Annotated in this window: 24 protein-coding genes; 10 read left to right on the plus strand and 14 right to left on the minus strand. The window is 58.5% G+C overall.

Going from position 1 to position 26,538, the window contains the following annotated elements; genetic code table 11:
- Positions 1 to 53 precede the first annotated feature (53 nt).
- The 4 genes from BM069_RS18035 (at position 54) to BM069_RS18050 (ending at position 4,842) form a co-directional block, all read left to right on the plus strand.
- Entirely contained in the window at positions 54 to 1,235 is a 1,182-nt protein-coding gene (locus tag BM069_RS18035; RefSeq protein WP_093325780.1) for an FIST N-terminal domain-containing protein, read from the plus strand.
- Between the two features lie 9 nt (positions 1,236 to 1,244).
- Positions 1,245 to 3,467 carry a hybrid sensor histidine kinase/response regulator gene (locus tag BM069_RS18040; protein ID WP_093325781.1) on the plus strand — a complete coding sequence of 741 codons (2,223 nt, stop codon included), beginning with the start codon at positions 1,245 to 1,247 and terminating at the stop codon, positions 3,465 to 3,467.
- Positions 3,468 to 3,583: 116 nt separating this feature from the next.
- A complete protein-coding gene (locus BM069_RS18045; protein WP_093325783.1) occupies positions 3,584 to 4,144 on the plus strand; it encodes a DUF4202 domain-containing protein in 561 nt (186 codons plus the stop codon).
- Positions 4,141 to 4,842, plus strand: a complete 702-nt coding sequence (locus BM069_RS18050; protein WP_093325784.1) for a CbiX/SirB N-terminal domain-containing protein — start codon at positions 4,141 to 4,143, stop codon at positions 4,840 to 4,842. The genes BM069_RS18045 and BM069_RS18050 overlap by 4 nt, the downstream gene beginning before the upstream one ends.
- Here the strand turns inward: BM069_RS18050 and BM069_RS18055 are convergent.
- The gene (locus BM069_RS18055; RefSeq protein WP_093325829.1) at positions 4,839 to 5,828 is read right to left on the minus strand and encodes a LacI family DNA-binding transcriptional regulator; all 990 of its coding nucleotides are present in this window, start codon (positions 5,826 to 5,828) and stop codon (positions 4,839 to 4,841) included. The two genes, BM069_RS18050 and BM069_RS18055, sit on opposite strands and share 4 nt — an antisense overlap.
- Before the next feature lie 155 nt (positions 5,829 to 5,983).
- Here BM069_RS18055 and gap point away from each other — a divergent pair, with 155 nt between their 5' ends.
- Genes gap through eda form a run of 4 tightly spaced genes read left to right on the plus strand, consistent with a single transcriptional unit; the run spans position 5,984 to position 10,952 of the window.
- Positions 5,984 to 6,991 carry a type I glyceraldehyde-3-phosphate dehydrogenase gene (gene gap, locus BM069_RS18060; protein ID WP_093325785.1) on the plus strand — a complete coding sequence of 336 codons (1,008 nt, stop codon included), beginning with the start codon at positions 5,984 to 5,986 and terminating at the stop codon, positions 6,989 to 6,991.
- A 6-nt stretch (positions 6,992 to 6,997) separates the two neighbouring features.
- The gene (gene zwf, locus BM069_RS18065) at positions 6,998 to 8,452 is read left to right on the plus strand and encodes a glucose-6-phosphate dehydrogenase (protein WP_093325787.1); all 1,455 of its coding nucleotides are present in this window, start codon (positions 6,998 to 7,000) and stop codon (positions 8,450 to 8,452) included.
- 39 nt (positions 8,453 to 8,491) lie between these two features.
- A complete protein-coding gene (edd, locus tag BM069_RS18070) occupies positions 8,492 to 10,300 on the plus strand; it encodes a phosphogluconate dehydratase (RefSeq protein WP_093325788.1) in 1,809 nt (602 codons plus the stop codon).
- A 4-nt stretch (positions 10,301 to 10,304) separates the two neighbouring features.
- Positions 10,305 to 10,952, plus strand: coding sequence for a bifunctional 4-hydroxy-2-oxoglutarate aldolase/2-dehydro-3-deoxy-phosphogluconate aldolase (gene eda / locus BM069_RS18075; RefSeq protein WP_093325790.1), 648 nt, complete (start codon positions 10,305 to 10,307; stop codon positions 10,950 to 10,952).
- A 66-nt stretch (positions 10,953 to 11,018) separates the two neighbouring features.
- Here the strand turns inward: eda and BM069_RS18080 are convergent, their stop codons facing one another.
- Positions 11,019 to 11,705: a D-lyxose/D-mannose family sugar isomerase gene (locus BM069_RS18080; RefSeq protein ID WP_093325791.1), complete on the minus strand. Its 687-nt coding sequence runs from the start codon at positions 11,703 to 11,705 to the stop codon at positions 11,019 to 11,021.
- Between the two features lie 149 nt (positions 11,706 to 11,854).
- On the opposite strand from BM069_RS18080, the gene BM069_RS18085 reads away from it, so the two are divergent.
- A complete protein-coding gene (locus tag BM069_RS18085; protein WP_093325831.1) occupies positions 11,855 to 12,964 on the plus strand; it encodes a M24 family metallopeptidase in 1,110 nt (369 codons plus the stop codon).
- 38 nt (positions 12,965 to 13,002) lie between these two features.
- Here the strand turns inward: BM069_RS18085 and BM069_RS18090 are convergent, their stop codons facing one another.
- A complete protein-coding gene (locus tag BM069_RS18090; protein WP_212611563.1) occupies positions 13,003 to 14,559 on the minus strand; it encodes a putative bifunctional diguanylate cyclase/phosphodiesterase in 1,557 nt (518 codons plus the stop codon).
- A 245-nt stretch (positions 14,560 to 14,804) separates the two neighbouring features.
- Between BM069_RS18090 and BM069_RS18095 the strand changes: the two genes are divergently transcribed.
- Positions 14,805 to 16,085, plus strand: coding sequence for a flavin-dependent oxidoreductase (locus tag BM069_RS18095; protein ID WP_093325794.1), 1,281 nt, complete (start codon positions 14,805 to 14,807; stop codon positions 16,083 to 16,085).
- A gap of 407 nt (positions 16,086 to 16,492) precedes the next feature.
- Here BM069_RS18095 and BM069_RS20180 read toward each other — a convergent pair whose 3' ends face one another.
- The 11 genes from BM069_RS20180 to hisD form a co-directional block, all read right to left on the minus strand.
- Positions 16,493 to 16,909 (minus strand): carbohydrate kinase family protein, encoded by a 417-nt coding sequence (locus BM069_RS20180; protein WP_342028875.1) that lies wholly within the window; start codon positions 16,907 to 16,909, stop codon positions 16,493 to 16,495.
- Positions 16,803 to 17,276 carry a carbohydrate kinase family protein gene (locus BM069_RS20185; protein ID WP_342028877.1) on the minus strand — a complete coding sequence of 158 codons (474 nt, stop codon included), beginning with the start codon at positions 17,274 to 17,276 and terminating at the stop codon, positions 16,803 to 16,805. Before BM069_RS20185 ends, BM069_RS20180 begins: the two co-directional genes overlap by 107 nt.
- Before the next feature lie 291 nt (positions 17,277 to 17,567).
- On the minus strand, positions 17,568 to 18,263 hold the full coding sequence (locus BM069_RS18105) for an RraA family protein (protein ID WP_093325796.1): 696 nt from the start codon (positions 18,261 to 18,263) through the stop codon (positions 17,568 to 17,570).
- Positions 18,260 to 18,955, minus strand: coding sequence for an alpha/beta fold hydrolase (locus BM069_RS18110; RefSeq protein WP_093325797.1), 696 nt, complete (start codon positions 18,953 to 18,955; stop codon positions 18,260 to 18,262). Before BM069_RS18110 ends, BM069_RS18105 begins: the two co-directional genes overlap by 4 nt.
- Positions 18,952 to 20,076: a cobalamin-independent methionine synthase II family protein gene (locus BM069_RS18115; protein ID WP_093325798.1), complete on the minus strand. Its 1,125-nt coding sequence runs from the start codon at positions 20,074 to 20,076 to the stop codon at positions 18,952 to 18,954. Before BM069_RS18115 ends, BM069_RS18110 begins: the two co-directional genes overlap by 4 nt.
- 157 nt (positions 20,077 to 20,233) lie before the next feature.
- On the minus strand, positions 20,234 to 21,199 hold the full coding sequence (locus BM069_RS18120; protein WP_093325800.1) for a cupin domain-containing protein: 966 nt from the start codon (positions 21,197 to 21,199) through the stop codon (positions 20,234 to 20,236).
- A gap of 156 nt (positions 21,200 to 21,355) precedes the next feature.
- Positions 21,356 to 22,345, minus strand: a complete 990-nt coding sequence (locus BM069_RS18125) for a nuclear transport factor 2 family protein (protein ID WP_093325801.1) — start codon at positions 22,343 to 22,345, stop codon at positions 21,356 to 21,358.
- Between the two features lie 5 nt (positions 22,346 to 22,350).
- A complete protein-coding gene (locus BM069_RS18130) occupies positions 22,351 to 23,388 on the minus strand; it encodes a LacI family DNA-binding transcriptional regulator (protein ID WP_425288696.1) in 1,038 nt (345 codons plus the stop codon).
- A complete protein-coding gene (locus BM069_RS18135) occupies positions 23,388 to 24,152 on the minus strand; it encodes an SDR family NAD(P)-dependent oxidoreductase (protein WP_093325803.1) in 765 nt (254 codons plus the stop codon). The genes BM069_RS18130 and BM069_RS18135 overlap by 1 nt, the downstream gene beginning before the upstream one ends.
- The gene (locus tag BM069_RS18140) at positions 24,149 to 25,207 is read right to left on the minus strand and encodes an ester cyclase (RefSeq protein ID WP_093325804.1); all 1,059 of its coding nucleotides are present in this window, start codon (positions 25,205 to 25,207) and stop codon (positions 24,149 to 24,151) included. The genes BM069_RS18135 and BM069_RS18140 overlap by 4 nt, the downstream gene beginning before the upstream one ends.
- A gap of 1 nt (position 25,208) precedes the next feature.
- Positions 25,209 to 26,537 (minus strand): histidinol dehydrogenase, encoded by a 1,329-nt coding sequence (gene hisD, locus BM069_RS18145; RefSeq protein ID WP_093325806.1) that lies wholly within the window; start codon positions 26,535 to 26,537, stop codon positions 25,209 to 25,211.
- Position 26,538 lies beyond the last annotated feature (1 nt).

Here is a 26,538-nt window from a genome sequence, read left to right on the forward strand (position 1 = left end):
AAGCTGCCCCCGCGGCTTTGGGGAGAGGTCGCCTAAGGGAGGAGATCACAGCAATGGACGGCGTGACCGACACGTCCCGCCAACCTGTTCGGAGGAGTGAGGAGGCCACCGAACATGTGCGCCGCGGGTTTGCACCATGCGACGCGTCCGACGCCATAGATCGTCTGGACACCGCGCTCGGGAAAGGCCCACTGGCACTGGTGATCCTCTTCCTCTCCCCGCAAACACCACTGAACGCTTTCCTTCAGGCCGCCCAAGGCCGTTTCGGCGGCGCGCCGGTTGTTGGCTGCACCACAGCCGGTGAGTTGGGGGCTGCCGGCTACACCGAAGGCGAAATCGTCGCCATCGGCTTTCCGGCCGACAATTTCGCCGCCACCACGCTGCTGATTGAAGACCTCAACGACATCCGCGCCGATGACCGCATCCCGCAGATGATCCACAACCGCAACGCGCTTGCCACCGCCCGTCCCGACTGGCACTCCGAATTTGCCTTCCTGATGGTTGACGGGCTCAGCATGCGCGAGGACGCCCTTGCCAACGAACTGGCCCTCGGCCTTGGTCCGGTGCCTCTCTTTGGGGGCTCTGCGGGCGATGGCGAGGATTTCAAGCAAACACGCGTGATTTACAACGGCGCCATCCACGACAATGCCGCCATTCTGGTGCAAGTGCGCTCCAACTGCCCTGTGCGCGTGTTCAAAACCGATCACCTGCAACCCACTGACGCGCGCATGGTTGTGACCGCCGCCGATCCTGCAAAACGCCTTGTGTCGGAAATCAACGCCGAACCGGCCGCGCTCGAATACGCCCGCATCCTTGGCATAGACTCCGAGCAGCTTTCCACCTTCACCTTCGCCGCCCACCCCGTTGTGGTCCGCATCGGCGATCAAACCCACGTCCGCGCCATTCAACGCGTCGCCGACAACGGCGACCTCGTGTTCTTTTCCGCAATCGACGAAGGCATGGTGCTGACCTTGGCTGAACCCGAGGACATGGTCACACACCTCGACCGCGAGCTTTCCGCCCTTTCTGAAACCAAGGCACCGGACATGATCCTTGGCTGTGACTGCCTCCTGCGCCGCGTCGAAGCCACCCAGAAGCAAATGACCACTGGCCTCTCAGATGTCATGGCGCGGCACAATGTTGTCGGCTTCTCCACCTACGGCGAACAGGTCAACTCGATGCATGTGAACCAGACCTTCACAGGCGTCGCCATCTACCCGCCCGACACGGACTAAACCCCGCCCATGGCCCAATCTTTGATCAACCCGACCGACACGCTGGCGCGGCAGAACGAAAAACTGCTCAAGATTGTCGACACCCTGATGCGCCGCGCCGAACAAGGGCCAGACACGTCCGGAATGGCCTACGCGCAATTTGAACGCGCCGTCATGCTCGAAGAAGAGGTGCGCTCCCGCACCCGCGAACTCGAACATGCGCTCGATTTGCTGAACTCTTCCAACGCCCAGCTCGCCACCGCCAATGCACAGGCCGAAGCCGCGCGCGCCAACCTCGCCAACGCCATTGAAACCGTGGACGAAGGGTTTGCCCTGTTTGATGCCAACGAACAGCTCGTCATGTGCAACTCGCGCTTTGGCAGGCACATGCGCGACGTGCACCACCGGTTTGAGCCCGGCCTGCCGTTCCGCGACTACGTTCACATCGTGTCCACCAGCCCCTATCTGGAACTGCCCGAGGGCGAGACCCCCGCCCAATGGGCCGCCCAGCGCATGGCGCGCCACAAAGAACAGCATGTGGTGTTTAACGCGCGCATGGCCGGAGATCGCTGGCTTCAGGTTTCCGAGCACCGCACCCGCGACGGTGGCACCGTGGTTTTGCAAACCGACGTTACTGATATGATGTTGCTGGAACGGCAGGAACGCGAACGGCTCAAGGATGACCAAGCCGCGCGGATCAAGGCCACTCTCGAACACCTCAACCAAGGCGTCGGGATCTTTGATTCCGAGGCGCGCCTTGTCGGATGGAACCGCCGCATGGGCGAGCTTTTGTCGATCCAGATCGGACGCTTTCGCATCGGTCAGAGTTTCAACACCATCTTCGATCAACTCAGCCGCAAGGTTTCCTTTGCCACCGCCGAAGATGCCGCGGCCCTGCCCCGATGGACCGCCCGAAGCGGCCGCCGCGCCCCCCTGAGCTTTGAAGTCGAAATCGGCACCGATCGCACGCTTGCGATCTTTGCCCAGCAAATGCCGGACGGTGGCTTTGTGATCTCTTTCACCGACATCACCGCCGAACGTGCAGCGATGCGGGCAATTTCACAGGTCAACGAAACGCTGGAACGACGTGTGACCGAACGCACGCTTGAACTTCAGGACGCGCTGGCCGAGGCCGAACGCGCCAACGCGTCAAAGTCGCGTTTCGTGGCCGCCGCCAGCCACGATTTGCTGCAACCCTTATCAGCCGCCAAACTCTACATGGCCTCTCTGGACACCGACATCGAAGACCCCGATCAACTCGAACGCCTCACCAAAGCCAGCAGCGCCCTGCAAAGTGTGGAACACATCCTTGGCGCGCTTCTTGATATTTCGCGTCTGGATTCCGGACGCGCGGCCATTCACACCACCGACATTCCCCTCGATGTGATGCTTCACCAACTCCATGACGAGCTTGCACCGCTGGCCGCCGAAAAAGGGTTGCGCTTTGACGTGGTGGCCAATTCCGCCCATGTGGCCTCAGACATCACCTATTTGCGGCGCATCCTGCAAAACCTGATTTCCAATGCGCTGCGCTACACCGAACAGGGGCGCGTTCTCGTCGGGGTGCGCAAACGCGGCGATCGTGTGGTGGTGGAAATCCACGACACCGGCCCCGGCATCCCCCCCGAGCAACAACAAAAGGTCTTTGACGAATTTCACCGCGTCAATGCCACCGCCAGCGCCGCCGAAGGCCTTGGCCTTGGCCTCGCCATCGTCGATCGTGCCTGCCGTTTGCTGCATCACCCGCTGACAATGCGCTCCACGCCCTCGGGCACACGGTTCAGCGTAGATCTGCCTTTGGCAAGCTCTGTGTCACTGCCAAAAGAAGAGGTCGATGACCCCGTGGCAGGCACACCTTTGGCCCACAGGATTGTCTTGCTCGTGGAAAACGACACCGAACTGCGCAGCGCGATCTCTATGACGCTTGAGAATTGGGGGGCGGATGTGCTGGCCTGCAAGAGCCAGTCCGAGGCCATTGCTCTATTGCAAGAAATCGAACTCGCGCCCGATGTGATCCTCGCAGACTACCAACTCGACGACGGTGCAACTGGCACCGGATTGATCACCGAACTGCGCGCGACCTATGGCCCGCTGCCCGCGGTGGTGATCACCGCCAACCGTGAGCCCTTTGTGCGCTCCGAAGCCGCCGCCCTCTCGGCGCAACTGCTTTACAAACCGCTGGACCTCGACGCCCTGCGCGCGGCACTTGAGGCACAGAAAATTTCCCCTGATGTTCGCGATCCGCTGAGTTGAGGGAAAACCTGTCTCCCCAAAAGCGCACCGACGTATTACCGACGTGATACCGACGCGTTGCAGCCCCCCGAAACAGCCACTAAGTTCGCCCCAAAGGTCACAGCCCGGAGCCCCCGATGTCCAAGCGAGAAACTGCCCTAACCACCATTGATGCCGCCAACGCCAAGGACCCCCGCACCGACGAAGGACAGCCCGAGGCGCTGCTCTACGGCAAACGCATGGGCGCCGAGTGTGACCGCCTTTTCCCCGATGCGTCAGAGACCTTACAGATTGCCGCCCGCGGCCAGCACATTGAACGATGGGTGCTGAAGCGCGCAAACTATCCCGAAGGACGCGCAGGATATCTGAAATGGCGTCGTGACCTTGGTGCCCATCACGCCACCCGCGTTGGAGAGATCATGGCCGCCGCCGGATATGATGAAGACGCCATTGCTGAGGCGTCCGCGATGTTGCGCAAAGAAGGCATTAAGCGCAACGATCAGGTACAAGCTCTTGAAGACATTATCTGTTTCACCTTCCTGAAGTGGTATTTCGCCCCCTTTGCGGCCAAACATTCCCCTGAAAAGGTGCTGGACATTGTCGCCAAGACCGCCCGCAAAATGTCCCCGCAGGCCCGCAGCCGCGCCCTGTCCGAATTCGATCTACCCGCCGATCTGGCCGCCGCGTTTGAGGTATGAACCAAGCCCCAAAACAAGCGCTGATCGTCGCCCACGGTCAGCCCTCCGACCCCGAGCCGCCGGAACTCTGGCTGGCTGAGTTTGCCGACAAAGTGGCCGCGCTGCTGCCCGATTGGCAAATCCGCTCAGCCACCCTAGCCAAGCCTGCCTCTCTGGAAAATCAAGCGCGTGGGTTGGATGATGGCGCTCTGGTCTTTCCGATGTTTATGGCTGACGGCTGGTTCGTCGGCCGCGTTCTGCCGCGCCGCCTTGGGGATCAGAACCTGCGCATCTTGCCGCCCCTTGGCTTTCACCCCGACCTGCCGGACCTCGCCGCAACTCTCATCCGCGGCCACTTTCAGCATCAGGGTTGGACCGAGGCAGACACGCACCTCCTGCTTGCCGGCCATGGCTCCGCCAAAGGAGACAAGGCCGCCCTTTCGACCCGCAACTTCGCCGAGGCCCTTGCAGAACGACTTCCGGAAATCGATATTATTCAAGGCCTTATCGAGGAAAGCCCGTTTATTTTTGACGCCGCCCGCGATCTTGGAACCACCGCAATTTGCCTACCGTTCTTCGCGCTTGAGGGGGGGCACTGCAAAGAAGACATTCCCAACGCACTCGATGCAGCGGGCTTTCAAGGGCTGCGCCTGCCACCCCTTGGCCACGCCGAGGCCCTGCCCGCATTGGTGGCTCGCGCCTTAAAGAACGAAATCTAAAGACTGTCCCCACGGATCGCTTCCGGCTCAAGCTGCACCAGCGTCACTTGATCGGGATCTTCCAGAATGATGTCGGCCGCCGCCTCACCAATCGCGAAACGGTGCGCATCGGTGGTTGCCAGCTTGATTGGCAAACCGCGCAGCAAATTCAGATTGTTGAACCCCGCCAAAGCCAGTTGATCGGGCACCGAAATACCGGCGGCCACACAATACATATACGCCCCGACACTCATAACATCGCTGGAGAAATACAGACATTCCAGATCCGGCGTGCGCGCCAGCACGTCTTTCGCCAACAGATGCCCGTTCTCAATCGAGGACGCCCCCGAATACAACTCTTGATCCGCCAGAGAAACGCCCGCCTTTTCAAGTTCTTCCAGAAAACCGGTCAACCGCTTTTCCGCGCGGAAATCCTGCGGCATCTTGGTGCCAATAAACCCGATCCGCCGGTATCCCGCCTCAAGTATCGTGCGCGCCATGGCCCGCCCCGCGGCCAGATGCGACACCCCCACGCAATGCCGCACCGGATCTCCGTCCACGTCCATAACCTCAACCACAGGACAATCGGCATTCGCCATCATTTTGCGCGCTGCCGGCGTGTGCTCAAGCCCCGCTACAACGATCCCCGCCGGACGCCAACTCAGCATCTCACGGATCACTTCTTCTTCTTCCTCAAGGTCATAGGCCGTGACTCCGATCACCGGCTTTAGCGGCGTGTCTTTCAGCTTTGACGAAATCCCGGAAAGCACCTCCGGAAACACCGACGAATTCAGGCTCGGCACGACCACGCCCACCAAATTCACCTTGCTCGACGCCAGCGCCCCCGCAATGCGATTCGGAACATAACCGACGTCTTTGGCAATCTGCTCAACCTTGACCCGCGTGCGCTCGGACACGTCCGGCGCGCCTCGCAAAGCACGCGACGCGGTCATTTCGCTCACACCCGCAAGCTTGGCGATGTCTTTGAGAAGCAACTTTTTTCCCATGGCCCAATGCTCTGACACATCAGCGCAAACCGCAAGGTTCAATGCGGTCGCATTGATGGTTTCTTTCTTCTTGATTTCGAAGGCACTTCCATTTACCGATAGCGCTAACGGTAGCGCAACCAAAATGTGCAGATCCACGAGCTAGGAGTTTTGAGATGACCACGAAGATTGCAATCAACGGTTTTGGCCGGATCGGTCGCGGCGTTTTGCGGGCATTGGTGGAAAGCGGAGCAGACGACATCGAAGTTGTCGCGATCAACGATTTGTCACCTAATGACCATCTCGTTCACCTGCTGAAATACGACAGCGTCCACGGCCGCTTTAACGCCGACGTCACGCTGGACGGAGACGTCATGACCGTCGCCGGTCAGAAAATCCGCCTGACTGCAATCCGCTCTCCCGAAGATCTGCCGTGGTCAGACGTCGACATCGCTTTTGAATGCACCGGCATTTTCACCGCCAAAGACAAAGCAGAGCTGCTGCTGAAATCCGGCGCGAAACGGGTGTTGATATCGGCCCCCGGCAAAGACGCCGACAAAACCATCGTGTTTGGCGTGAATGACGACACATTGACCGCAGACGACATCATTGTCTCCAACGCCTCCTGCACCACCAATTGCCTCGCGCCAGTGGCCAAGGTGCTTCAGGAAACCGTCGGCATCAAAACCGGATACATGACCACTATCCACGCCTACACCGGCGATCAGCCAACGCATGACACAAACCACAAAGACCTCTATCGCGCCCGTGCCGCGGCCCTGTCGATGATCCCGACATCCACTGGCGCCGCCCGCGCGATTTCGTTGGTGTTGCCCGAACTCGCGGGCAAACTCGAAGGCTCGGCCGTGCGTGTACCAACAGCCAACGTGTCCATGGTTGACCTGGTGATTGTGCCTGAAACCCCCGCAGACGCAGCGACCATCAACGCCGCGATGAAAGCCGCCGCTGAGGGCCCGCTCAAGGGCGTACTCGGTTACGAGGAAGCCCCGCTGGTGTCGCAGGATTTCAACCACGATCCGCACTCCTCGATTTTTGCGCCCGCGCAAACATCGGTCACAGACGAAGGCCTCGTGCGTGTGGTAAGCTGGTATGACAACGAGTGGGGGTTCTCCAACCGCATGCTCGACACCGGCCGCCGTATCGGCGCTCTGCTTAAGGGATAAGAAAACATGGTCGCTCGCGTCATCCCGGTTTCCCCCTTTGATCTGGTGATTTTCGGGGCTACGGGCGATCTGGCCCGGCGCAAAATTTTGCCGGGCCTCTTCCTGCGCTTCAAGTCAGGCCAAATGCCGGAAAAGGCCCGCATCATCGGGTCCGCCCGCTCCGATTTTGACAGCGCTGAATTCCGCAAGGTGATCGGCGCCGCAATCGAAGAATTCCTTGACGAAGAGCACCGCCCCGCAGAAGCCGTGACCGCGTTTCTGGACCGTCTGGAATATGTGCATATCGACGCCATGGGCGACACCGGCTGGTCCGATCTCAAGGCCATTCTGCGCGACGATGTGATCCGCACCTTTTATCTGTCGGTGTCCCCGTCCCTTTTCGGGGCCATCGCGGAACGCCTGTCCAAACATCGCGTCGCCACGCCCGAGGCCCGAATTGTGGTGGAAAAACCCTTCGGCCACGATCTGGCCTCTGCGAAGGCGTTGAACGCGGATTTGTTGCGCTACTTTATGGAAGAGCAAATCTACCGCATCGATCACTACTTGGGCAAAGAAACCGTGCAGAACCTCATGGCGCTGCGCTTTGCCAATTCTCTGTTTGAGCCGCTTTGGAATGCAACCCACATTGACCATGTGCAAATTACCGTCGCCGAAAGCCTCGGCGTCGGAGGGCGCGGTGGCTACTATGATCAATCCGGCGCGATGCGCGACATGGTACAAAACCACCTGATGCAACTGCTGTGTCTGACCGCCATGGAACCGCCTTCCAAATTCGCGCCGAATTCTGTGCGCGACGAAAAAGTGAAAGTGATTGAGGCGCTTGATCCGGTGGCCCCAGAGGACATCGTTCGCGGCCAATATCGCGCGGGGCGCGACGAGCCGAGCTATTTTGAGGATGCCGAAAACCCCGACAGCCGCACCGAAAGCTTTGTTGCGATGAAGCTCAAGATCGCCAACTGGCGTTGGGCCGGCACGCCGTTTTATCTGCGGACGGGCAAACGGTTACGGGATCGGGTCAGCGAAATCACCGTGGTCTTCCGTGACCCCCCTCACATGATTTTCCCCAACCCGATGGAAGGCCGCAAGGGAAACGCACTGATCATCCGACTGCAACCGGACGAAGGCATCACCCTGCGCACCACCATCAAAGAACCTGGCCCCGGAGGCATGCGCCTGACCGAGGTCGACATGGACATGACCTTCGCCGATGCCCTTGGCTCCGATCTGCACGCGCAAGACGCCTATGAACGCCTGATCATGGACGTGATCCGCGGCGACCAGACGCTGTTTATGCGCGGCGACGAGGTCGAAGCGGCGTGGGGCTGGGCGGATCCTCTGATCGCCGGATGGCAAGAAAGCGGCAAACGCCCCGTACCTTACGATGTCGGCAGTTCCGGCCCCGAAGAAGCCCTCATGCTCTTGCACCGCGACGGAAGACGCTGGCGCCCCATTGGCGACTGACGCTAAACAGAACGCGATTTTTTAGGAAGGAAGGCACATATGCCGATCCACCCAACAATTGAGGCTGTCACCAGCCGCATCATGTCCCGCAGCGCTGCGACCCGCACCGCCTACCTCGCGCGCATGGACGCCGCGCGCAAACAGGGTCCCGCCCGCGCGCATCTCTCCTGCTCCGGCCAAGCCCACACCTACGCCGCAACAGGACAGGATCAAGAGGCATTGGCCACCCAATCCGCTGGCCACCTCGGCATTGTGACCGCCTATAACGACATGCTGTCAGCCCACCAGCCGTTTGAAACCTACCCCGCCGCCCTCAAAGACGCGGTACGCGAAATCGGTGGCACAGCTCAGGTCGCAGGCGGTGTTCCGGCCATGTGCGACGGCATTACCCAAGGCGAAGCGGGTATGGAGCTCTCGCTGTTTTCGCGTGACGCCATTGCCATGGGCGTCGGTGTGGCGCTCAGCCACAACGTCTTTGACGCCACTGTTTACCTTGGCGTTTGCGACAAGATCGTGCCCGGCCTGATCATCGGCGCACAGGTCTTTGGCCACCTACCGGTCGTCTTCCTGCCCGCAGGTCCCATGACCTCAGGCATCTCGAACGACGAAAAATCCGAAGTCCGCAAGAAATTTGCCGCCGGTGAGATCGGCCGCGAGGAGTTGCTGAAATCGGAAATGGCCGCCTACCACGGCCCGGGCACCTGCACATTCTACGGCACCGCCAACACCAACCAGATGCTCATGGAGTTCATGGGCTTGCACCTGCCTGGCTCCTCCTTCGTCAGCCCAGGCACCGACCTGCGCGACGCCCTGACCCGCGAAGGCGGCAAACGCGCGCTCGCACTGTCCGCTCTTGGCAACGACTACACGCCGGTCTGTGAGGTGCTTGACGAAAAGGCCTATGTGAACGGCATCGTTGGCCTGATGGCCTCCGGCGGATCTACCAACCTGTTGATCCACCTGATCGCGATGGCCCGCGCGGGCGGCGTGATTTTGGATTGGCAGGACTTCGCGGAACTCTCAGACGTCGTGCCACTTCTGGCGCGCGTCTATCCCAACGGGCTGGCGGATGTGAACCATTTCCACGCAGCCGGCGGTCTGGGCTTGATGATCCGCGAACTTCTGGGGGCAGGTTATTTGCACCCTGACACCAAAACCGTCACCGGTCAGGGCCTTGGCAGCTACATCATGGAACCCTTCCTTGAAAACGGCGCTCTGACATGGCGCGAAGGCACCTCCGAAAGCCTCAACGAACAGATCATCCGCCCCGCCAGCAAACCGTTTCAGGAAACCGGCGGCCTTGCGCGCCTCACCGGCAACCTTGGCACCGGTGTCATGAAGGTTTCCGCCGTTGCCGAAGAAAACCGCGTGATCGAGGCTCCCGCCCGCATCTTCCACAATCAAGACGAAGCCAAAGACGCCTTCAAGAACGGCGAACTGACCGAGGATGTCGTGATCGTTGTCCGCTTCCAAGGTCCCAAGGCCAACGGCATGCCCGAGCTGCACTCCATGACACCGTTCCTGTCGATCATGCAGGGCCGCGGCCAAAAGGTCGCCCTGGTCACCGATGGCCGCATGTCCGGCGCATCCGGCAAAATCCCCTCCGCCATTCATGTGGTGCCGGAGGCGCTTGACGGCGGCCCCATCGCCAAACTGCGTGACGGCGACATCGTGCGCGTCGATGCCACCACCGGTACTCTCGAAGTCCTCACAGACGGCGCACTCCAGCGCGATGCCGTCACCGCCGACCTGTCGGCCTACCAACACGGGACGGGCCGCGAACTCTTTGGCCTATTCCGCAACAACGTCACTTCTGCCGACACCGGCGCAACCGTATTTGGACACTGACTTTATGCCTATCACGCCCACCGACGCTTCCCTTCAAGCCCGCAAAATCTGCGAGGCCGCTCCCATCGTGCCCGTGCTGGTGGTCGAAGACGTTGCCCACGCCAAACCTCTGGCCCAAGCCCTTGTCGCCGGTGGCCTGCCCGCGCTCGAAGTCACCCTGCGCACCCCCGCCGCACTTGATGTGATCGCGGCGATGGCCGAAGTCGAGGGCGGCATGGTCGGCGCAGGCACCCTGCTCACCCCCGCCGATGTCAAAGCCGCCAAAGCGGCAGGCGCGACCTTTGGGGTGTCTCCGGGTGCCACCGCGACACTGCTGGACGCCTGCGAGGCCGAAGGCCTCCCTCTCCTGCCCGGAGCGGCCAGCGCAACCGAGGCCATGGCGCTTCTGGAACGTGGCTACACCGTTCAGAAATTCTTTCCAGCCGAAGCCGCGGGCGGCGCGAAATTCCTCGGTTCCCTCGCAAGCCCACTGCCACAGATCAGCTTTTGCCCCACCGGCGGCGTGAACCCGCAAAACGCCACAGACTATCTGAGCCTGCCTAACGTCCTCTGCGCCGGCGGCAGCTGGGTCGCGCCTTCGGCGCTGGTCAAGGGCGGCAAATGGGACGAGATCGAAACCCTCGCCCGTGAGGCAGCCAAGCTGCCCCGCTGATCTTCTTTCTTGCAAAAATACTCTGGGGGAGTCTCGCGCCCTGCGCGGGACGGGGGCAAAGCCCCCTCACCCCAACCATTTGCCGTAATCACTCACCAGCAAATGCATCGGCGCTTCGTCTTCTTCGATCTCGGCAAACCTCCCGATCGGTGCGCGGAAGATATTATCGGTCTCATCATCATTCACGGTTGAGACCTCTCCGATCAGAACGTCGCCCCCTTCACCCCAGAACGCGTGCCAATCACCAGGCATCAGGGTCACGCTCTCTCCTGGCGCAAAGCGCAGCTTCTCGCCCGCAGCAAACGTCCGTTTGATCCCGTCACACATGACAACGCCCCCGCGATCCTCGGCAAAATTGCCCTGATCGTCCGACCCATAGAGTTCCACAACCAATGTCGCCCCGCCGCGGTTGATGATATCCTCGGCCTTGATCACATGCGTGTGCATCGGGCTCAGTTGATCTTGCTTGGAAATCAACAGTTTCTCCGCATAACACATACCGCCGCCGCGCTGCAGATCGCTCAGTAGACCGTTGCGCAATGTGAACAGAAACAAGCCCATCTCATCAAAGCAGCCATCACCATAGTCTGTGATATCCCAGCCGCAGCGCGCGTCAATCACATGCCGCGCCGACTGCGTGCGCGTGGCAAATTCGTCCGGCGTCCAATACGCAAACGGCGGCAATTGAAATCCGAAACGACGGATCATTTCGTCTGCCTCGGCGATGATCTGATTGATGCGCGAACGTTTCATATGTCACTTCCCCCTGTCCCAGTTGTGTCTAGCAACTCGCATCGCCCCTGTCAGCGCTAACAGCTTCCTGCGTTTCAAATTCTCTGCACCCCATTGCGCCCGCGGGGCCATTGCGCAACAACTGAACATAAGTTCACCAGAGGATGCCCATGACCAACGCCATCTATACCGACCGCCTAGCCGCCCTGCGTAGCCGCATGGAGGCAACCGACACCGACCTTGTCGCGCTTGGCCCGTCCACGCATATGGCGTGGCTGTCCGGCGTAAATCCGCACGGCGATGAACGCCCCGTGATGCTTCTTGTGGGCCGCGAGGCTGAGGGCTTTTTGATGCCGTCGCTGAATGCCGACAGCGCGCGGCAGATGACCGAACTGCCGTTTTTCCCGTGGAAGGACGACGAAGGACCAGCCAAGGCGCTAAGCGACCTTCTCGATCATGTGGGCGTCGCCGACATGACGGATCCGTCGATTGTGATCGACGAAACCATGCGTGCTGATTTTGCCTTCCGGCTCACCGACGCAATACCGACGCAATACCGACGTTTTACCGACGACACTGTTGGCCTTTTGCGCAGCCGCAAAGACGCAAGTGAAATCGCCGCCATCAAGGCCGCGCATCTGCTGAACGACCAAGCGGTAAAAATCGCTTTTGACAGCCTGCGAGAAGGCATGACCGAACGCGAGCTGCAGGACATCATCCGCACCCACTACAAAGCCAACGGTGCCACACCCGAATTCACCATTATCGGCTTTGGCGCCAATGGGGCCTTCCCGCATCACCACACGGGCGACACCAAACTCACGGCCAACACCGCTGTCCTTATCGATACCGGATGCCGGCTAAACGGCTACCCTTCCGACATGACCCGAAGCGGCTTTTTCGGCACGCCAAGTGCTGAATATGAAAAGGTTTTTGAAACCGTTGAGCTGGCCGTACAGGCCGCACTGAAAGCCGCCAAACCGGGTGTCCGCGCCCAAGAAATTGACGCCGCAGCACGCGACGCAATCACCGCGGCGGGCTATGGCGAATTGTTCCTGCACCGCACCGGACACGGCCTCGGCGTGGACGTGCACGAGCCCCCCTATATCACCGCAACCTCTGACGTAGTTTTGGAAGCGGGCAACGTTTTCTCGATTGAACCCGGCATTTATCTGGCAGGTGAATACGGCGTGCGCCTTGAGGAAATCGTGGTTCTGACCGACGACGGCAACGCTGTCTTCTCCGAACTCAGCCGCGACATGAAAACCGCCCCGTGCTGACCAGCACGGAACGGTTTTGATTTCACAATATCAACACCTTACCCAGCGACCTTAAGGGGTGGCGTACAGATAACCCTGTCGGACCATTCGGTCTCCAGCAACCAACTGATCTGTTCTGCGGGGACGGGCTTTTCGAAGAAAAAGCCCTGCCCCAAAGAGCAACTTTGCTTCTGCAAATAGGTCAGATCTTCAATGGACTCGATCCCTTCAGCTGTCACCTCAAGGTTGAGACCCGAGGCCAACGACAAAATCCCATTCACAATTTTCTGGCTCTGCTCCTGCTCGGACACGTCCGTGACAAAGCTACGGTCAATCTTCAACCGATCAAAAGGCAGACTCCGAAGGCAGGCAAGGCTCGAATACCCTGTGCCAAAATCGTCCAGCGCAATCTTGATGCCAAGCGCTTTTAGCGCTTCGATCTTTTGGGCTGCTGCAGAAAAGTCATCAATAACAGAGCTTTCCGTGATTTCTATCGTCAACCGTCGTGGATCAAATCCGGTTTCATCCAATACTTGTTTGATCTGAGAGACCAGTTCCTGCTCGACAAACTGAATGGGAGAAACATTGAAAGACATCCCGAGAATTTCTGGCCAATCCAAGGCTTGAACGCAAGCCTTGCGCAAAATGCTCATGCCGAGTTCGCCAATCAAACCGCTGTCCTCAGCTATTTCGATGAAGATTGTTGGCGGGACATCGCCCCGCGTCGGGTGGTGCCATCGGGCAAGGACTTCAAATCCAACCAATTCGGTGTTTCCGATTTTCACAATCGGCTGAAAATAGGGAACAATCTCCTGGTGGGCCACGGCCTCTTTCAAGTCTGCTGCAATCTCCGCACGGTCCCGCGTCTGGCGGTCAGCATCCGCATCATACCATGCAAACTGTCCACGACCGTTGGACTTTGCCTGAAACAAGGCGTGATCCGCACGCCGCATCATTTCCGTTAAGCCACGCGCGGCATCCCACTGCACAAGTCCAAGACTTGCTCCGACCGACAGTTGCCGTCCCTCGAACGGAATAGGTTTGGCAACAGATCGCAAAATCCGCCGCGCTGTCCGTTCAACCGAAGCCGCATCCATCGCGGGCCCGAAAACCAAAACAAATTCATCGCCGCCCAAGCGCGCCACTGCTCCTCCCGCGCCGGCCTCTTCACGCATACGCTCTGCAGACGCACACAGAGCTGCATCCCCTGCGGCATGCCCGTGCTGATCATTCACAGGCTTAAAGCGGTCCAGATCGATCAGCGCGACATAGCGTGTCGCGTCCGGCCCCTCCGGGTCGGAGAAAATCTGATCCATGACCTCATAGAATGCGCGGCGATTGATCAATCCGGTCAACGGGTCATGGCGCGCATTCACCTTGGCCCGATTACGTTCCAGCGCTCTGTATTCGCGCAGCCTTCTGAGTTTGCGAGATTTGAGATAGTCAGACAACCCAAGCGCAACCGCCAAATTGAGGGTGAGCAAGGCGACTTCATCACCTCCCCACGTGTCATAAGCGCGACTGAACTCATAGAATGCATCAAAGGCATTTTTCTCGACTATGAGCGGCCAAGTTACGATCGCACTTGCAATGAAAAGCGAAGGGGCAGAAAGCAAGCGACTGCGCCAAATGGCTGTTTGCTCAGGGGACAACTTGGGTGGTCTCCAAACCGGTTCATTTCACCAAATAGATTACGCCAATGTCCTAAGCTTTGGTAAATTCGGCACCGCAGGCAGTTCCACGTGTCCCTGTAATTTTAGAGAAACTGAAACCACACTCTACACCACACAAATTGCGCTCCACAATCGTGTCGGCAACGGCCTATAACTGATGGGGAACTTGGAATAATTTGGAAGGTCGAATGTCAAATAACACGGTAATTATCGCCGGCGGCGGCATTGGCGGGCTTTCTTTGGCGCTCACCCTGCAACAAATCGGTGTGCCCTGTGTGGTTTGCGAAGCCGCCACAGAAATGAAGCCGCTGGGCGTGGGCATCAATTTGCAACCCAACGCAGTGCGCGAACTTCTCGACCTAGGCATCGAAATTTCGGAGCTAAATTCCATTGGTGTTCAAATTGGTGAATGGTCGTTGGTTGGACAAAACGGCCACGAGATTTATGCAGAAACCCGCGGTTTGGAAGCGGGATATCACTGGCCCCAATACGCTGTTCATCGGGGTGCGTTTCAGATGCTGCTTTATCAGCGCTTTCAGAAACTTACAGGAGGACATTCGCTTCATCTGGGGCACCGGATGCGACGGTATCAAACCACGCCTGACGGATCCGTTCGCGCCACATTTGATACCGCCGAAGGGGAGCGCGTTCTAGAGGGGGCTTTACTCATTGGAGCGGATGGCATTCATTCAGCCACGCGCGCCCAAATGCACCCCACACAACCGCCAATTCACTGGGGCGGCGCTTTGATGTGGCGCGGCACAACCTGGTCAAAACCACTCCGCACCGGCGCTTCCTTCATTGGTCTTGGCTCCAACACGCAACGCATGGTGATCTATCCGATCAGCCAGCCTGACCCTGACACCGAACTGATTTTGACCAATTGGATCGCCGAAGTCACATATGAGGACACATCCAAATACGACCCTGCATCCTGGTTTGCCCAAGTCACGGCCGACAGTGTTCTACCCCATTTCACGGACTGGCAGTTTGAGTGGCTGGATGTTCCGGCCATGATTGCGGGGGCTGACACCGTATTTGAAAACCCGATGATCGACCGGGATCCGGTGCCGACGTGGGTCCATGGCACCACCGCACTTTTGGGAGATGCGGCGCATGCAATGTATCCGACGGGATCAAATGGCGCCTCTCAGGCAGTGATTGACGCGCGCACTCTCGGCTCAAAAATTCTGGAGCACGGCGTAGGTGCGGACGCGCTCTCGGCCTATAATGAAGCGTTACACGGCCCGGTGTCCAATCTGATCCTACGCAATCGCTCTGCGGGGCCCTTCGGGCTTTTGAATATCGTCGATGAACGGTGCGGCGGTGAATTTGAGAACATCGACGACATCGTTCCCAAGGCTGAACGCGACGCATTCATGGCGCAATACAAATCGGCTGCCGGATTTTCTCGCGATGCCCTGAACCAAGCACCGCAAACGATTGCAACTGACGCGCGAGTTTGTTGATACTTAGAATTTGCCACTCGTCCCGACAGTGTGTCCCCAAAAAGCCTGAAGCCGCTTTTCCCGATTTTGCCCCCTCTGAAGTTGAGTGTGGTTTCCGCAAATTCGAAAGTTCGGATCAGCAGGGTTTCAATCTGCTTGCAGTTTTATCCTAAGTCCCTAAGGATCATTTCACGGCCCAACACGATTGATCTTTCGATGAAAAATGTCCCGAGGCGGTCCATACCCCGGACAACATCAACTACCATACCTGCTTCGTTCTGGTAGACCTTCTGCCAATGGACTGAACAATCGCAAGCCACATCGTACCGTTGGCAAATTTGGGCCACACATTGCCGCCAAAGACATCCCCGTTGGCAATATGAACTGGGAGAACTTAAACGGCAGGAACAACGCCTATTGGCACAAAACTAATGTTTGCCTGTTCGGGACCGGACTGCCCGCCTTTTCTCGCCGATTGCCGACCATCCTTCGCCGGCTATCTGCCCCTCCAATTCACGGCGCCAAGGGGGATTGGCGCCAGCGCGAGACACGGTCAAGCCCGCGACGTCGGCACCAAAGGACAAAGCGGCCTTCGCATCCTCCTTCGACAAGGACGACAACGCCGATTTGGTCAAATGAGAGTGCTCACTAAGGTAGGTTAGCACGCCCGCGCTAAAGGTATCTCCGGCGCCAACCGTATCAACAACTTGAGCAGGTTTAACCGGCACTCGCACCCAGTCACCGGAGGCCAGATAAGCGCTCGCGCCCGAGCTGCAGCTGGTCAGGATAGCAACGGCTGGCCCCTGCGCGCACAAACGGGCGGCTTTTTTCAAACGGGTCATCATCTGGAAAAACCCAATCTAAATCTTCGTCAGACACTTTGAAAATATCCGCACCCGACACCATCGTATCCAGACGCGCGCGAAACCGAGCCTCGTCGCGAACGAACCCTGCACGAATATTGGGGTCCAGCATGAACACCCCGCCCTCGGCGTTTTGCTGCGCAAAAGTGGCATAGGCATCCGCGCCCGGGACACAGGCGAGGCTGCCGCCACCGAAATACAACGCGGAAACTTCTTGGGTAAGGTGAGGAAATTCATGTGCTTGAAGCATCCGTCCGGCGGACTTTTCGTCAATGTACGTGTATGCGGCCTGCCCCTCGGACAGCTGTTCAAAAACAACCGCGCCGGAAACCGTCGATGCGGGGATCATGTCGATCAAGGCTTCGCGACAACATAATATAGTTCAGAAACAACCCCTCGTGAATGACAACAACCCAGGACCGGAAACGCCAAGAAGCAGGTGTTCGCTTTTGCCTTAAGGTCAGCCTTCTCGATAGCGCAAAATCGCAAGCTCTTTCGCGACGGATGTGCGCGCCCGAGCGCAACACAAATAGAGTGGTCATCACTCTCCTATGCGCTCCTTGTTTGCACCACCGCCTTCTTGAGACAGGTCTCGGACACAACCCAATGGCTCCGGACGAACCAAAAATTCGTTTCTAGCTCACGTTCGCGAAGCTTCAAATGCGGCCCAAGCTGCCTCAAAAGCTTCAAAATCAAACCCCTCTTGGCGTGCCGGCTCCAAGATCAGCTTTTCGGTGTCCAGCAGCTTGTGGATCGCATCTTCCAGCAGCTCAATCACTTCCGGCGGGACCACCAAAGCACCATGCCGGTCAGCGTGTATCAAATCGCCGTCACGGATGCGCAGCCCTAAGACTTCAACCTCGTCGCCGATTTCGCGGACATGCACAAATCCATGGCTTGGCCCGACCGAGCCCGCTACCACCGGAAACTCCGCAGGCAAATCGCCAAGATCGCGCATCACCCCGTTGGTCAAGGCGCCGCCGACCCCAAGACCCTTGTGAACAGTGGTATTGATCTCCCCCCAATAGGCCCCGATGCAGTTGGGAAAATCGACGTCTTCAATCACCGTTACGGCGGGGCGTCGACCTTCGGACATATGCTTGTAGTAAGCCATGCGCCGGGCCTTGATCACTTCAGGCGCCTCTTGCGGTGGCTCAAGTGCCGCGATTTTCGCGGTACGGGCATAACCGACCATAGGCCCGCCATTTGGATCAGAACAAAGCATCGTGCCGCGCGTGAATTGATCAAAGCCGCGTTGGCCTTGGGCCACTTCGATGGCGTTGCAAACGGTTGGGGTGTCCACAGATTGCAAAAGTTTCAAAAGTCCGTTGTTCATAAGCTCTCCAGCCAGCGGGTGAGCGCCGCTGTGGTCAATTGAGGTTGTTCCAAAGTTGGCAGATGCCCGGCGTTGTCGACAATTTGCAACGTGCTGCGGGAAACCAGATTTTGCATCAGTTGATGGCGCTCAACAGGGCACAAGGTGTCCTCACGGCCACACAGGATCAGCGTTTCACCAGTGTAGCCGCGCAGGGTTTCCGTTTGATCCCGCCGATCCCGCAACGCTGTGGATTGGCGGACAAAAACCTCCGGTCCAAGGTCGGTGGCCATGGCCATGCAAAGATCCAAGATTTTGCCTTGGTTTGGGCCATCCGCCAGGTAGTTGGGTTTCATCTCCTCGCGCATCACGCGCCGCATGTCTCCTGCCAACGCGGCGGCAATTTGCTGGGCGCGACGGTCCTTTGTTGCGTCTGCTTCCGCGAGCGGATTTGTGTCCAGCAAGGCCAATCCGACAACACGATCACGCGCCTGTCGGAGCATCTCCATGGCCACAATCCCACCCATCGACAGCCCCGCTAAAGCGAATTTGGGCGGGGCATGTTGCAACACTTCGGTTGCGAGATCTTCAATGGTGTTCTGCCCGCCTATCGGAGCCATCATAATCGGGAAACGACCAGACAAAGCGTTGATTTGCGGCCCAAAAAGCCGCGCATCACACATCATACCTGGGAGTAGGACCAAAGGACTCATGAAAGCGCAGCAGCTCCCTCGCTCAGGGAGGCGAGCTTTGCATAGGCAATGTCGGGGTCAACCGCGCCAAACCCGGCAAACGTGCCAAAGCCACAGTCACTTCCAGCGATCACACGGTCCGCACCAACGATGTCTTTAAATCGTTGAATACGCTGAGAAACCAGATCCGGATGCTCGACAAAGTTGGTGGTGGTGTCCACCACACCGGGCACCAGTACCTTGTCCTCGGGGATCTCTGATTTCCGATCCCTGAACACTGTCCATTCATGCGCATGGCGGGGGTTTGAAGTTTCAAACAGCACGTAACGCGACTTTGTGGCCATCAAAGTGCTAAACACTTTGTCCATCGGAATGTCGCAGCAGTGTGGACCTTCGTAATTTCCCCAACAAATGTGAACCCTTACGCGATCCTGAGGCACGTTCTGCAGGGCGTGATTGAGAGCCTCCACATGCATGTTCGCGACTTTCAAGAACTCAGCGTCAGTTAGGTCGTTAAACAACATGTGGCGGGACAAGGCCAAATCTGGACAATCCAATTGCAGGTCTAAACCATTGGAAACAATGGTTTCATACTCGTCTTTCATCGCGTCCGCTAAGGCGGCCAGATAGGCCTCGCGGCTGGAATAGTGATCATTCTGCAAAAACAGTGAAATCACCCCTGGAGAGGCTGCATTCATGAAGCCCCGCTCAACACCGTGAGTGGCCATCGCCGCCTTCAGGTTATTGATATCTTTCATCAATTCCCCCTGCCCTTTACTGCGCACGTTGCCGGTGCATTTGGGGCGGGCGTATTGCGGCGTGCCGCCATCATCAGCCAAGCGTTCTAGGAAAGACGGGAACATTTTCAAATCCGCTGGCGCGTTGCGCTCACTGTCTCCAGAGAATCCGGTGTAGCGGTCTTTGACATAAGTGGCGTAGGAAATTTTGCTGGTTTCCCCGTCACTTACGATATCGACGCCCGCCGCGACCTGCTTGCGCACGGTCTCGTCCACGGCCTCGGTCATGGCGGCGTCAAATGCGGCTTGATCAAAGGGCTGTTCGTTTTCCCGCGCAAAAATGAAATCGACCACCTTTTGCGTTCGTGGCAGGCTGCCCACGTGGGTTGTTAGTATCTTCGCCATGTCCCGTTCCTCCCTGTCTGTTTCACGTCTGTATTACGTCGGTATCACGTCGGTGCAGCCTCAGGCGTCTCGCCGTTAACCACCTCCCCCACATCGCACGCTCCCTGCGCGCTGATGCCCGTGCGGCTGGGGCGATGCCCCGCCGCGCGGGCGTGGTTCAGCCCTGCCAAGTCAGGCCGGCAGGATCAGCCGTACCAACGATCTGATATATCGCCGCTTCGCCCGTCATCGAGGGCAGCACGGTGTGCGCCATGCCTTCGGGCACCGACATGGTGTCGCCCGGCGCAAGGGTTGCGGAACCACCGTCCCATGTGACTTTCCAATGGCCGGTGACCGGCATCAGAACCGATGGGTGTGCAAAGCTGCCGGCGCGTTCGGAAGCCGATCCGCGGGTGATGAAGTTGACCTCAAAACCGGGCTTGTCGCGCAGGATGCCGGTCTCGCCAATTACCTTGGCAGGTGATCTGTCCGACAGAGCAACCATGTCCCAATAACGGGCCACGTGGTTGGGCAACACCTGAGCGGTGGTCGGTTCGCCGCGTTTGGCCAGTTCGTCGGCCTCCATCAAAGGCATTGGGCCGACGTCGCCTGGCAGCGCCTCACCTTTTTTGGTGTCATAGAGTTTGCCGGTTTCGGCCAGCACCAGACCGTGGTCCGCCGCGTCCTCAATCACCTGCGGGGCCCACATCACACCACCGCCGGCATCGTCACCGCCAAGGATCGCCATAATCATCCCATAGTCGGAGCCGATGTTTTCAAAGCCACGGAAGACACCGGTGGGAATGTTAAAGATATCGCCTTTTTCCAACACCACTTCCCCCGCGTCGCCATAGCGCCCCCAGAAGAACCGCCAGCGGCCAGAGAGTACAAAGAAGGCTTCTGCAGTTCGGTGATCATGCAGCGAGTTGCGGCATTTCGGAGGTTGACCCGCAGCGCCGATGTTAAAGCCGTGCGGGATGGTGATGTGTACGTGTTGATCCGGGGATTCAGAGACGCCGCCGCCAATGATGGTGAAGTTTTCCTTCTGATCACTGCCCGGTGTGTGCGCGTCGATGAAGGCGGTTTTGCAGGGTTGCAGATCGCCGTAGCGAACGATGCGGGATTCCATATCTTGTGGTGTCATTTGGGTCGTCCTTTGTGTTGTGGTTTCAGGGGATGAACGCACAACTCCGCCCCGGAGGCCGGTTGTTCAGTCGGCGGGCACGCAAAGCGGCGCGATGCGCATGAAAGCGCCGCGCGGATTGCGAGTTGCACATGCCGCAGTATGTCAGCGCATCGCTCATGACTGGCCAGAGTGCAGGAGGATCTGCTTCCACACGGATGTTTCGTCAAACAGCGTGTATTCGCGGCGCACTTTGGGCTGATCACCGGTCACCGCACCAAAGTCTGCATGGCTGATGCCAAGCACAAAAACTTCAGCACCGGTGGGTTCGCCAAATGCGCCCCAGCCTTCGTGCTTGCCGTGCAGGCTCCAACGGATGGCAGAGCGCGGCGGCATCATGGCATCCTCGCGGCCGATCTGGTGCTCGATTTTGAACTCCGCGTTCGGGAAGGCCGCGCGCAGACCCATCCAGAAGTTTTCGACGGCACCAAAAGAATGACCGGTAAAACCGCCAGGATATTCGGTTTGCACCGCACGGTCATAGTCGCGTTTCACGGTGGCAATATCCGCGCCCATAATGCGGCACAGGATATCGGCATAGCGCTGACCCCACGGGTTTTCGTTGCCCGTACCTTTGTAGGGACCTGGCTGATCATTCGCGGGCGTCAGCGGTTTGACACAGGCATCGCGTCCGCCTTCCCGTTCGATCAGCGCAGCTGCGTAGTCTTTAGGGTCCCAGCCCATCTGCCGGACAATGGCGCCCTGATCTCGGATCAGCCATTCGTCGTTGATCTGATTGTTGATGGCATGACAATCGGCCATCACGCGATAGGCCAATTTGGTGCCGGAAGCTTTGCCGTAAACCCCGTCGCCGTCATGGGTGGCCGTGGTCAGAATGCGGTGGCTGGAGAGCATGCCTTCTTCCGGTGTGCCGGACCAGATCACGTCCTCGCCCAGAAGTTCGCGATCCGGAAATTCCGCCAGCGTGGCCATGGTTGCGCCGATCACGTTCTGATTGCCGATCACCACAGATCCCGGAGAGCGCACCACAATGTCATCGCTGTAATAGTGATGCAAAGTCGCGATGCCGCGGTCTTCCCAAATTTCCTTGGTGATGCCGATGATGTAATCGGGGAAATCCTGAAACTTCGCATCAAAGCCTTGCATGGGGTCTATCCTTCTTGTGGAGGCCAAATGTCAGGCACGCGCGCGGAGCCGCGTACAATCAATGGGGTGGAAATCGCAACTTTTCGCGGGGTGGCTGTGGATGGGTTTTTGATGTGGTCCAATAGGGCATCGACGGTTTCCTCAACCATTAGATTGGCCCTCTGGCGCATGGTGGTGAGATCATATGCCCGCCAAGCGGCCGGAGGCACATCGTCAAAGCCAACCACAGAAACATCTTCCGGAATTTTGAGATCGAGGCCAAACCTCAGTTCGTCCATCACCGCAAAGGCCATGTGATCGTTCGCAACAAAAACGGCATCGGGGCGGTTTTCAGGAGCGACATTGAACATCGCATTGGCCGCCGCGCGGGCCCGATCCGCATCAAAGTCGCCAACTTCGCGCGCAAAGAGCGTTTGGCCAAGGTCAGCGAGTGAATCGCAGAAGCCCGCTTCGCGATCACGTTGGGTTGACGCTCCCTCCCAACCGGTAATGTAGCCAATCTTCTTGTGACCTCCGGCGACAAGAAAACGGGCCAACTCGCGCCCGCCTTCGTAGTTGTCGGATGTCACGGAACTGACGCCCTTGGTGCTTTCAAAGCGGTTGAAATGCACCACCGGCACTCCGGCCTGTAGGCAGCGTTGCGACAGGTCTGATGACATGGCGACCGAAGCCGTGACGATGCCATCCACCTGATAGTCCAGAATTTCTTCAACCACGCCGTCGATGTTGCCCGAGGTTTGCGAGGTCATGAAAACCAGAACGTGGTAGCCCTGCTCCTGCAACGCGTTGGAGAGAATTTCCAATGCTTCCGGATAGAAGTAATTGTCCAGATACGCCACGACGAGGCCGATGATGCGGCTTTTGCCCGACACCATCGCACGGGCGAGCACATTGGGGCGGTAGCCGAGTTCCTCAGCAGCTTTGCGCACCTTTTCAACCGTGGCTTTGGAGGCCGAGGCCCCCGGTGTGAACACGCGGCTCACGGCGGATTGGCTGACGCCGGCGCGCTCGGCAACTTGGAGGGAAGTCACTTTCTCAGCCATCAGTCTGCAGTCCACCCGCCGTCAATCAACATGGAGGTGCCTGTAACCAAAGCGCTGGCGTCAGACGCCAGATAAAGCACCGCCCCCATGATGTCCTCGACCTCGCCAATGCGGCCAAGTTTGATCTTCTCTTCCACCCAGGCTTTGCGTTCGGGCCGTTCAAAAGTCTGCGCTGTAAGGGGTGTTTTGATAAATGTCGGGCACACCGTGTTGATGCGGATTTGGCTTGACCCCCATTCGATCGCCATGGATTTCACCATACCCTCGAGCCCGTGTTTGGACGCGCAATACACGGCACGGTCAATGCCACCGACATGCCCCATCTGGCTTGAGATATGAATGATGGAGCCCGGCTTGCCTGCGGCCATCAGCGATTTGGCGGCGTAGGCGGACAGGAAGTACGCGGAGCGCAGGTTGAGCCCCATGGCCGCGTCGTAGTCCTCCGGCGTGGTCTCTATGGCGGGGCCGTGACGGGCCAGTCCGGCCGAGTTCACCACAACGTCGATGTCACGTGTTTCAAACACCTGTGCCAGCGCCGACAGGTCGCTTTGGTCCAGCGACAAAGCCTCAGTGCTCATACCTGCCGCGGTCATGGCCGCGACGGTCTCTTGTAGCTTCTCCGCCCTGCGCGCTGCACAGATCACATGGGCGCCGGCCTCGGCCAATGCCACAGCACAGCCCTGCCCGATGCCGGAGGAGGCACCGGTGACAAAGGCGGTTTTGCCGCTCAGTGAAAAGGAAGGGGTGCGGGGCAATTGCGTCATAGGCTCATTCCATCCGGGATATTCAGGCGCGCCATACTGCGCGCCTTGTTGAACTCCCGCAAGCGGCCAAAAACGTCCACTCCCAATTGGCGATAAACGTCGAGCAAATCCACCAACACCCAGTTTTCGCGGATTTTTCCGTTCTCAACACGCCAGAAATCAAGCGACTTGAGAGTAATCTTCTTGCCTGCGGGCGCGATACCCAACCAACCGTCATGTGTCACAGACTGGATCATGTCAGGCCAACCGGTGACAGCGGCATAATCGCCATCTCCAAAAAAGTGGTAGGTGATTTCGTCCTCAAACTGTCCACGATCCGGCATGCCGCTCAGGAAGGGGATTTGATGCCAGTTGCGAAAGCCCGCCACACCGCGCGCAGTGCCAATGCCGGCAGGGCCGTACCAGCTCATGCGTTCATGCCAAAAGTCGTCCAGCTCCATGGAACGTGGATCGGGGTCATTTGGGTGCCGCTTAAGATGCTCAAGCATGTCCAGGATATGCTGGCAAGTGGCTTGCCCTTTCTCGGCATCATACGGCCCCGCGACCAATCCATCCGAAGTTGCCGGACCAGGCACATGCCATTCGCGCCCCAAAGAAGGCGCCATTGGCCAGGCATTGGCTTGCATCATAACTTCGGGAATGTCCCAAAGCGCCTGATACTCAACCACTTTGCCGCCATCAAAACGGAAGAACTCATGATAACGCATCGCGACTTGATGGCCTGTCGGTGGAATGTCGAGCCAGGGGCCGGTGAAGACACCGGTGTAGTATCCACCACAGCCAACCCAATCGTTGTCGAACTCATCAGGGCCAGCCATGACAATATAGTCGCGGCGTTCCAAGTCCGGCCAGGCTTCCAACAGCCCGCCATAGGCATTGGCGTAGAAGTCATCCGGGCCGGTCATATCCCCAAACGGGTGACACAGCCGGAACACCGCATCCGGTGTCGCCAAATCGCCCAGCGCCTTGCGCACTCCCTCTTCGCTGAAATTGTAAGACGCATCCCGAAAAGCCTTGATCAGCTCTTTGTGGTGCGTGTGCTTGTCAGCGGTCATATCACTCGGCGGCCTCCCGATAGGGCGCACCCTGCCCGTATGGCACGTTGATCCCTCCGTAGCGGCGCACGCGCACATTGCATTGCTCGGCGTGGCCAACAAATCCTTCGAGCATGCACAGACGCGAGCCATATTCGCCGATCATGGTGGCCGCCTCGTCGGTCAGAACGCGCTGATAGCTGTGTGTTTTCAGAAATTTGCCAACCCAAAGGCCACCGGTGTAACGTCCCGCTTTCTTGGTTGGCAGTGTGTGGTTGGTGCCGATCACCTTGTCACCGTTGGAGACATTGGTGCGCGGACCCAAGAACAGCGCGCCATAGCAGGTCATGTTTTCAAGGAACCAATCGTCGCGGTCGGTCATCACTTGCACGTGCTCGGATGCGATGTCATCGGCAACCGCCAGCATTTCGTCATAGGTGTCGCAGACGATCACCTCTCCGTATTCCTCCCAGCTCACCGACGCGGTATCGGCGGTGGGCAGAATTTTCAGGATACGGTCGATTTCTGACAGCGTTTCCTCAGCCAGTTTGCGCGAGTTGGTGACCATCACACAGGGGCTGTTGTAGCCGTGCTCGGCCTGCCCCAAGAGATCGGTGGCGCAAAGTTCGGCGTCCACGGTTTCATCCGCAATCACCATTGTTTCGGTGGGGCCCGCAAAGAGGTCGATGCCGACGCGTCCAAAGAGCTGGCGCTTGGCCTCGGCCACGAAGGCGTTGCCGGGGCCGACAAGCATATGCACGGGATCGATGGTTTCGGTGCCCAGCGCCATTGCGCCAATCGCCTGAATGCCACCCATGACGTAAATCTCATGCGCGCCGCCTAGATGCATGGCAGCGATCACGGCAGGGTTCGGCTTGCCATTGAAAGGTGGTGTGCAGGCGACAATTCGGGGCACGCCTGCGACCGAGGCCGTTGCAACCGACATATGGGCTGACGCCACCATCGGGAATTTGCCGCCCGGCACATAGCAGCCGACAGATTGCACGGGAATGTTCTTGTGGCCCAAAATCACACCGGGGAGGGTTTCGACCTCCAGATCCAGCATGGTGTCGCGCTGTGCCTGCGCGAAATTGCGGACCTGTTCCTGGGCGAATTTTATGTCGGACAGTTCGCGATCGGTCAGCTGAGCCATCAAGGCATCAATATCGTCCTGACCCAGTTTGAAGGAGGCAGGAGAATACTTGTCGAATTTCTCGGAGAGCTCCCGCACGGCCGCATCGCCGCGGGTTTCAATTTCTTTGAGAGTGGCCTCGACCACGGCGCGGGTTTTGGCGTCATCTTCGGCGCGTTCGGCCTGATCTTTGCCGCGTTTGAGATACTCGATTGTCATA

The organism is Shimia haliotis (genome assembly GCF_900114415.1).
In the GTDB taxonomy this organism is placed as follows: domain Bacteria; phylum Pseudomonadota; class Alphaproteobacteria; order Rhodobacterales; family Rhodobacteraceae; genus Shimia; species Shimia haliotis.

What these genes read in the sequence shown, in the direction of transcription:
- BM069_RS18035 (WP_093325780.1), top strand. Translation starts at nt 54, where the DNA reads ATGGACGGCGTGACCGACACGTCCCGCCAACCTGTTCGGAGGAGTGAG.
- BM069_RS18040 (WP_093325781.1), top strand. Translation starts at nt 1,245, where the DNA reads ATGGCCCAATCTTTGATCAACCCGACCGACACGCTGGCGCGGCAGAAC.
- BM069_RS18045 (WP_093325783.1), top strand. Translation starts at nt 3,584, where the DNA reads ATGTCCAAGCGAGAAACTGCCCTAACCACCATTGATGCCGCCAACGCC.
- BM069_RS18050 (WP_093325784.1), top strand. Translation starts at nt 4,141, where the DNA reads ATGAACCAAGCCCCAAAACAAGCGCTGATCGTCGCCCACGGTCAGCCC.
- BM069_RS18055 (WP_093325829.1), bottom strand. Translation starts at nt 5,828, where the DNA reads ATGGGAAAAAAGTTGCTTCTCAAAGACATCGCCAAGCTTGCGGGTGTG.
- gap (WP_093325785.1), top strand. Translation starts at nt 5,984, where the DNA reads ATGACCACGAAGATTGCAATCAACGGTTTTGGCCGGATCGGTCGCGGC.
- zwf (WP_093325787.1), top strand. Translation starts at nt 6,998, where the DNA reads ATGGTCGCTCGCGTCATCCCGGTTTCCCCCTTTGATCTGGTGATTTTC.
- edd (WP_093325788.1), top strand. Translation starts at nt 8,492, where the DNA reads ATGCCGATCCACCCAACAATTGAGGCTGTCACCAGCCGCATCATGTCC.
- eda (WP_093325790.1), top strand. Translation starts at nt 10,305, where the DNA reads ATGCCTATCACGCCCACCGACGCTTCCCTTCAAGCCCGCAAAATCTGC.
- BM069_RS18080 (WP_093325791.1), bottom strand. Translation starts at nt 11,705, where the DNA reads ATGAAACGTTCGCGCATCAATCAGATCATCGCCGAGGCAGACGAAATG.
- BM069_RS18085 (WP_093325831.1), top strand. Translation starts at nt 11,855, where the DNA reads ATGACCAACGCCATCTATACCGACCGCCTAGCCGCCCTGCGTAGCCGC.
- BM069_RS18095 (WP_093325794.1), top strand. Translation starts at nt 14,805, where the DNA reads ATGTCAAATAACACGGTAATTATCGCCGGCGGCGGCATTGGCGGGCTT.
- BM069_RS20180 (WP_342028875.1), bottom strand. Translation starts at nt 16,909, where the DNA reads ATGATGACCCGTTTGAAAAAAGCCGCCCGTTTGTGCGCGCAGGGGCCA.
- BM069_RS20185 (WP_342028877.1), bottom strand. Translation starts at nt 17,276, where the DNA reads ATGATCCCCGCATCGACGGTTTCCGGCGCGGTTGTTTTTGAACAGCTG.
- BM069_RS18105 (WP_093325796.1), bottom strand. Translation starts at nt 18,263, where the DNA reads ATGAACAACGGACTTTTGAAACTTTTGCAATCTGTGGACACCCCAACC.
- BM069_RS18110 (WP_093325797.1), bottom strand. Translation starts at nt 18,955, where the DNA reads ATGAGTCCTTTGGTCCTACTCCCAGGTATGATGTGTGATGCGCGGCTT.
- BM069_RS18115 (WP_093325798.1), bottom strand. Translation starts at nt 20,076, where the DNA reads ATGGCGAAGATACTAACAACCCACGTGGGCAGCCTGCCACGAACGCAA.
- BM069_RS18120 (WP_093325800.1), bottom strand. Translation starts at nt 21,199, where the DNA reads ATGACACCACAAGATATGGAATCCCGCATCGTTCGCTACGGCGATCTG.
- BM069_RS18125 (WP_093325801.1), bottom strand. Translation starts at nt 22,345, where the DNA reads ATGCAAGGCTTTGATGCGAAGTTTCAGGATTTCCCCGATTACATCATC.
- BM069_RS18130 (WP_425288696.1), bottom strand. Translation starts at nt 23,388, where the DNA reads ATGGCTGAGAAAGTGACTTCCCTCCAAGTTGCCGAGCGCGCCGGCGTC.
- BM069_RS18135 (WP_093325803.1), bottom strand. Translation starts at nt 24,152, where the DNA reads ATGACGCAATTGCCCCGCACCCCTTCCTTTTCACTGAGCGGCAAAACC.
- BM069_RS18140 (WP_093325804.1), bottom strand. Translation starts at nt 25,207, where the DNA reads ATGACCGCTGACAAGCACACGCACCACAAAGAGCTGATCAAGGCTTTT.
- hisD (WP_093325806.1), bottom strand. Translation starts at nt 26,537, where the DNA reads ATGACAATCGAGTATCTCAAACGCGGCAAAGATCAGGCCGAACGCGCC.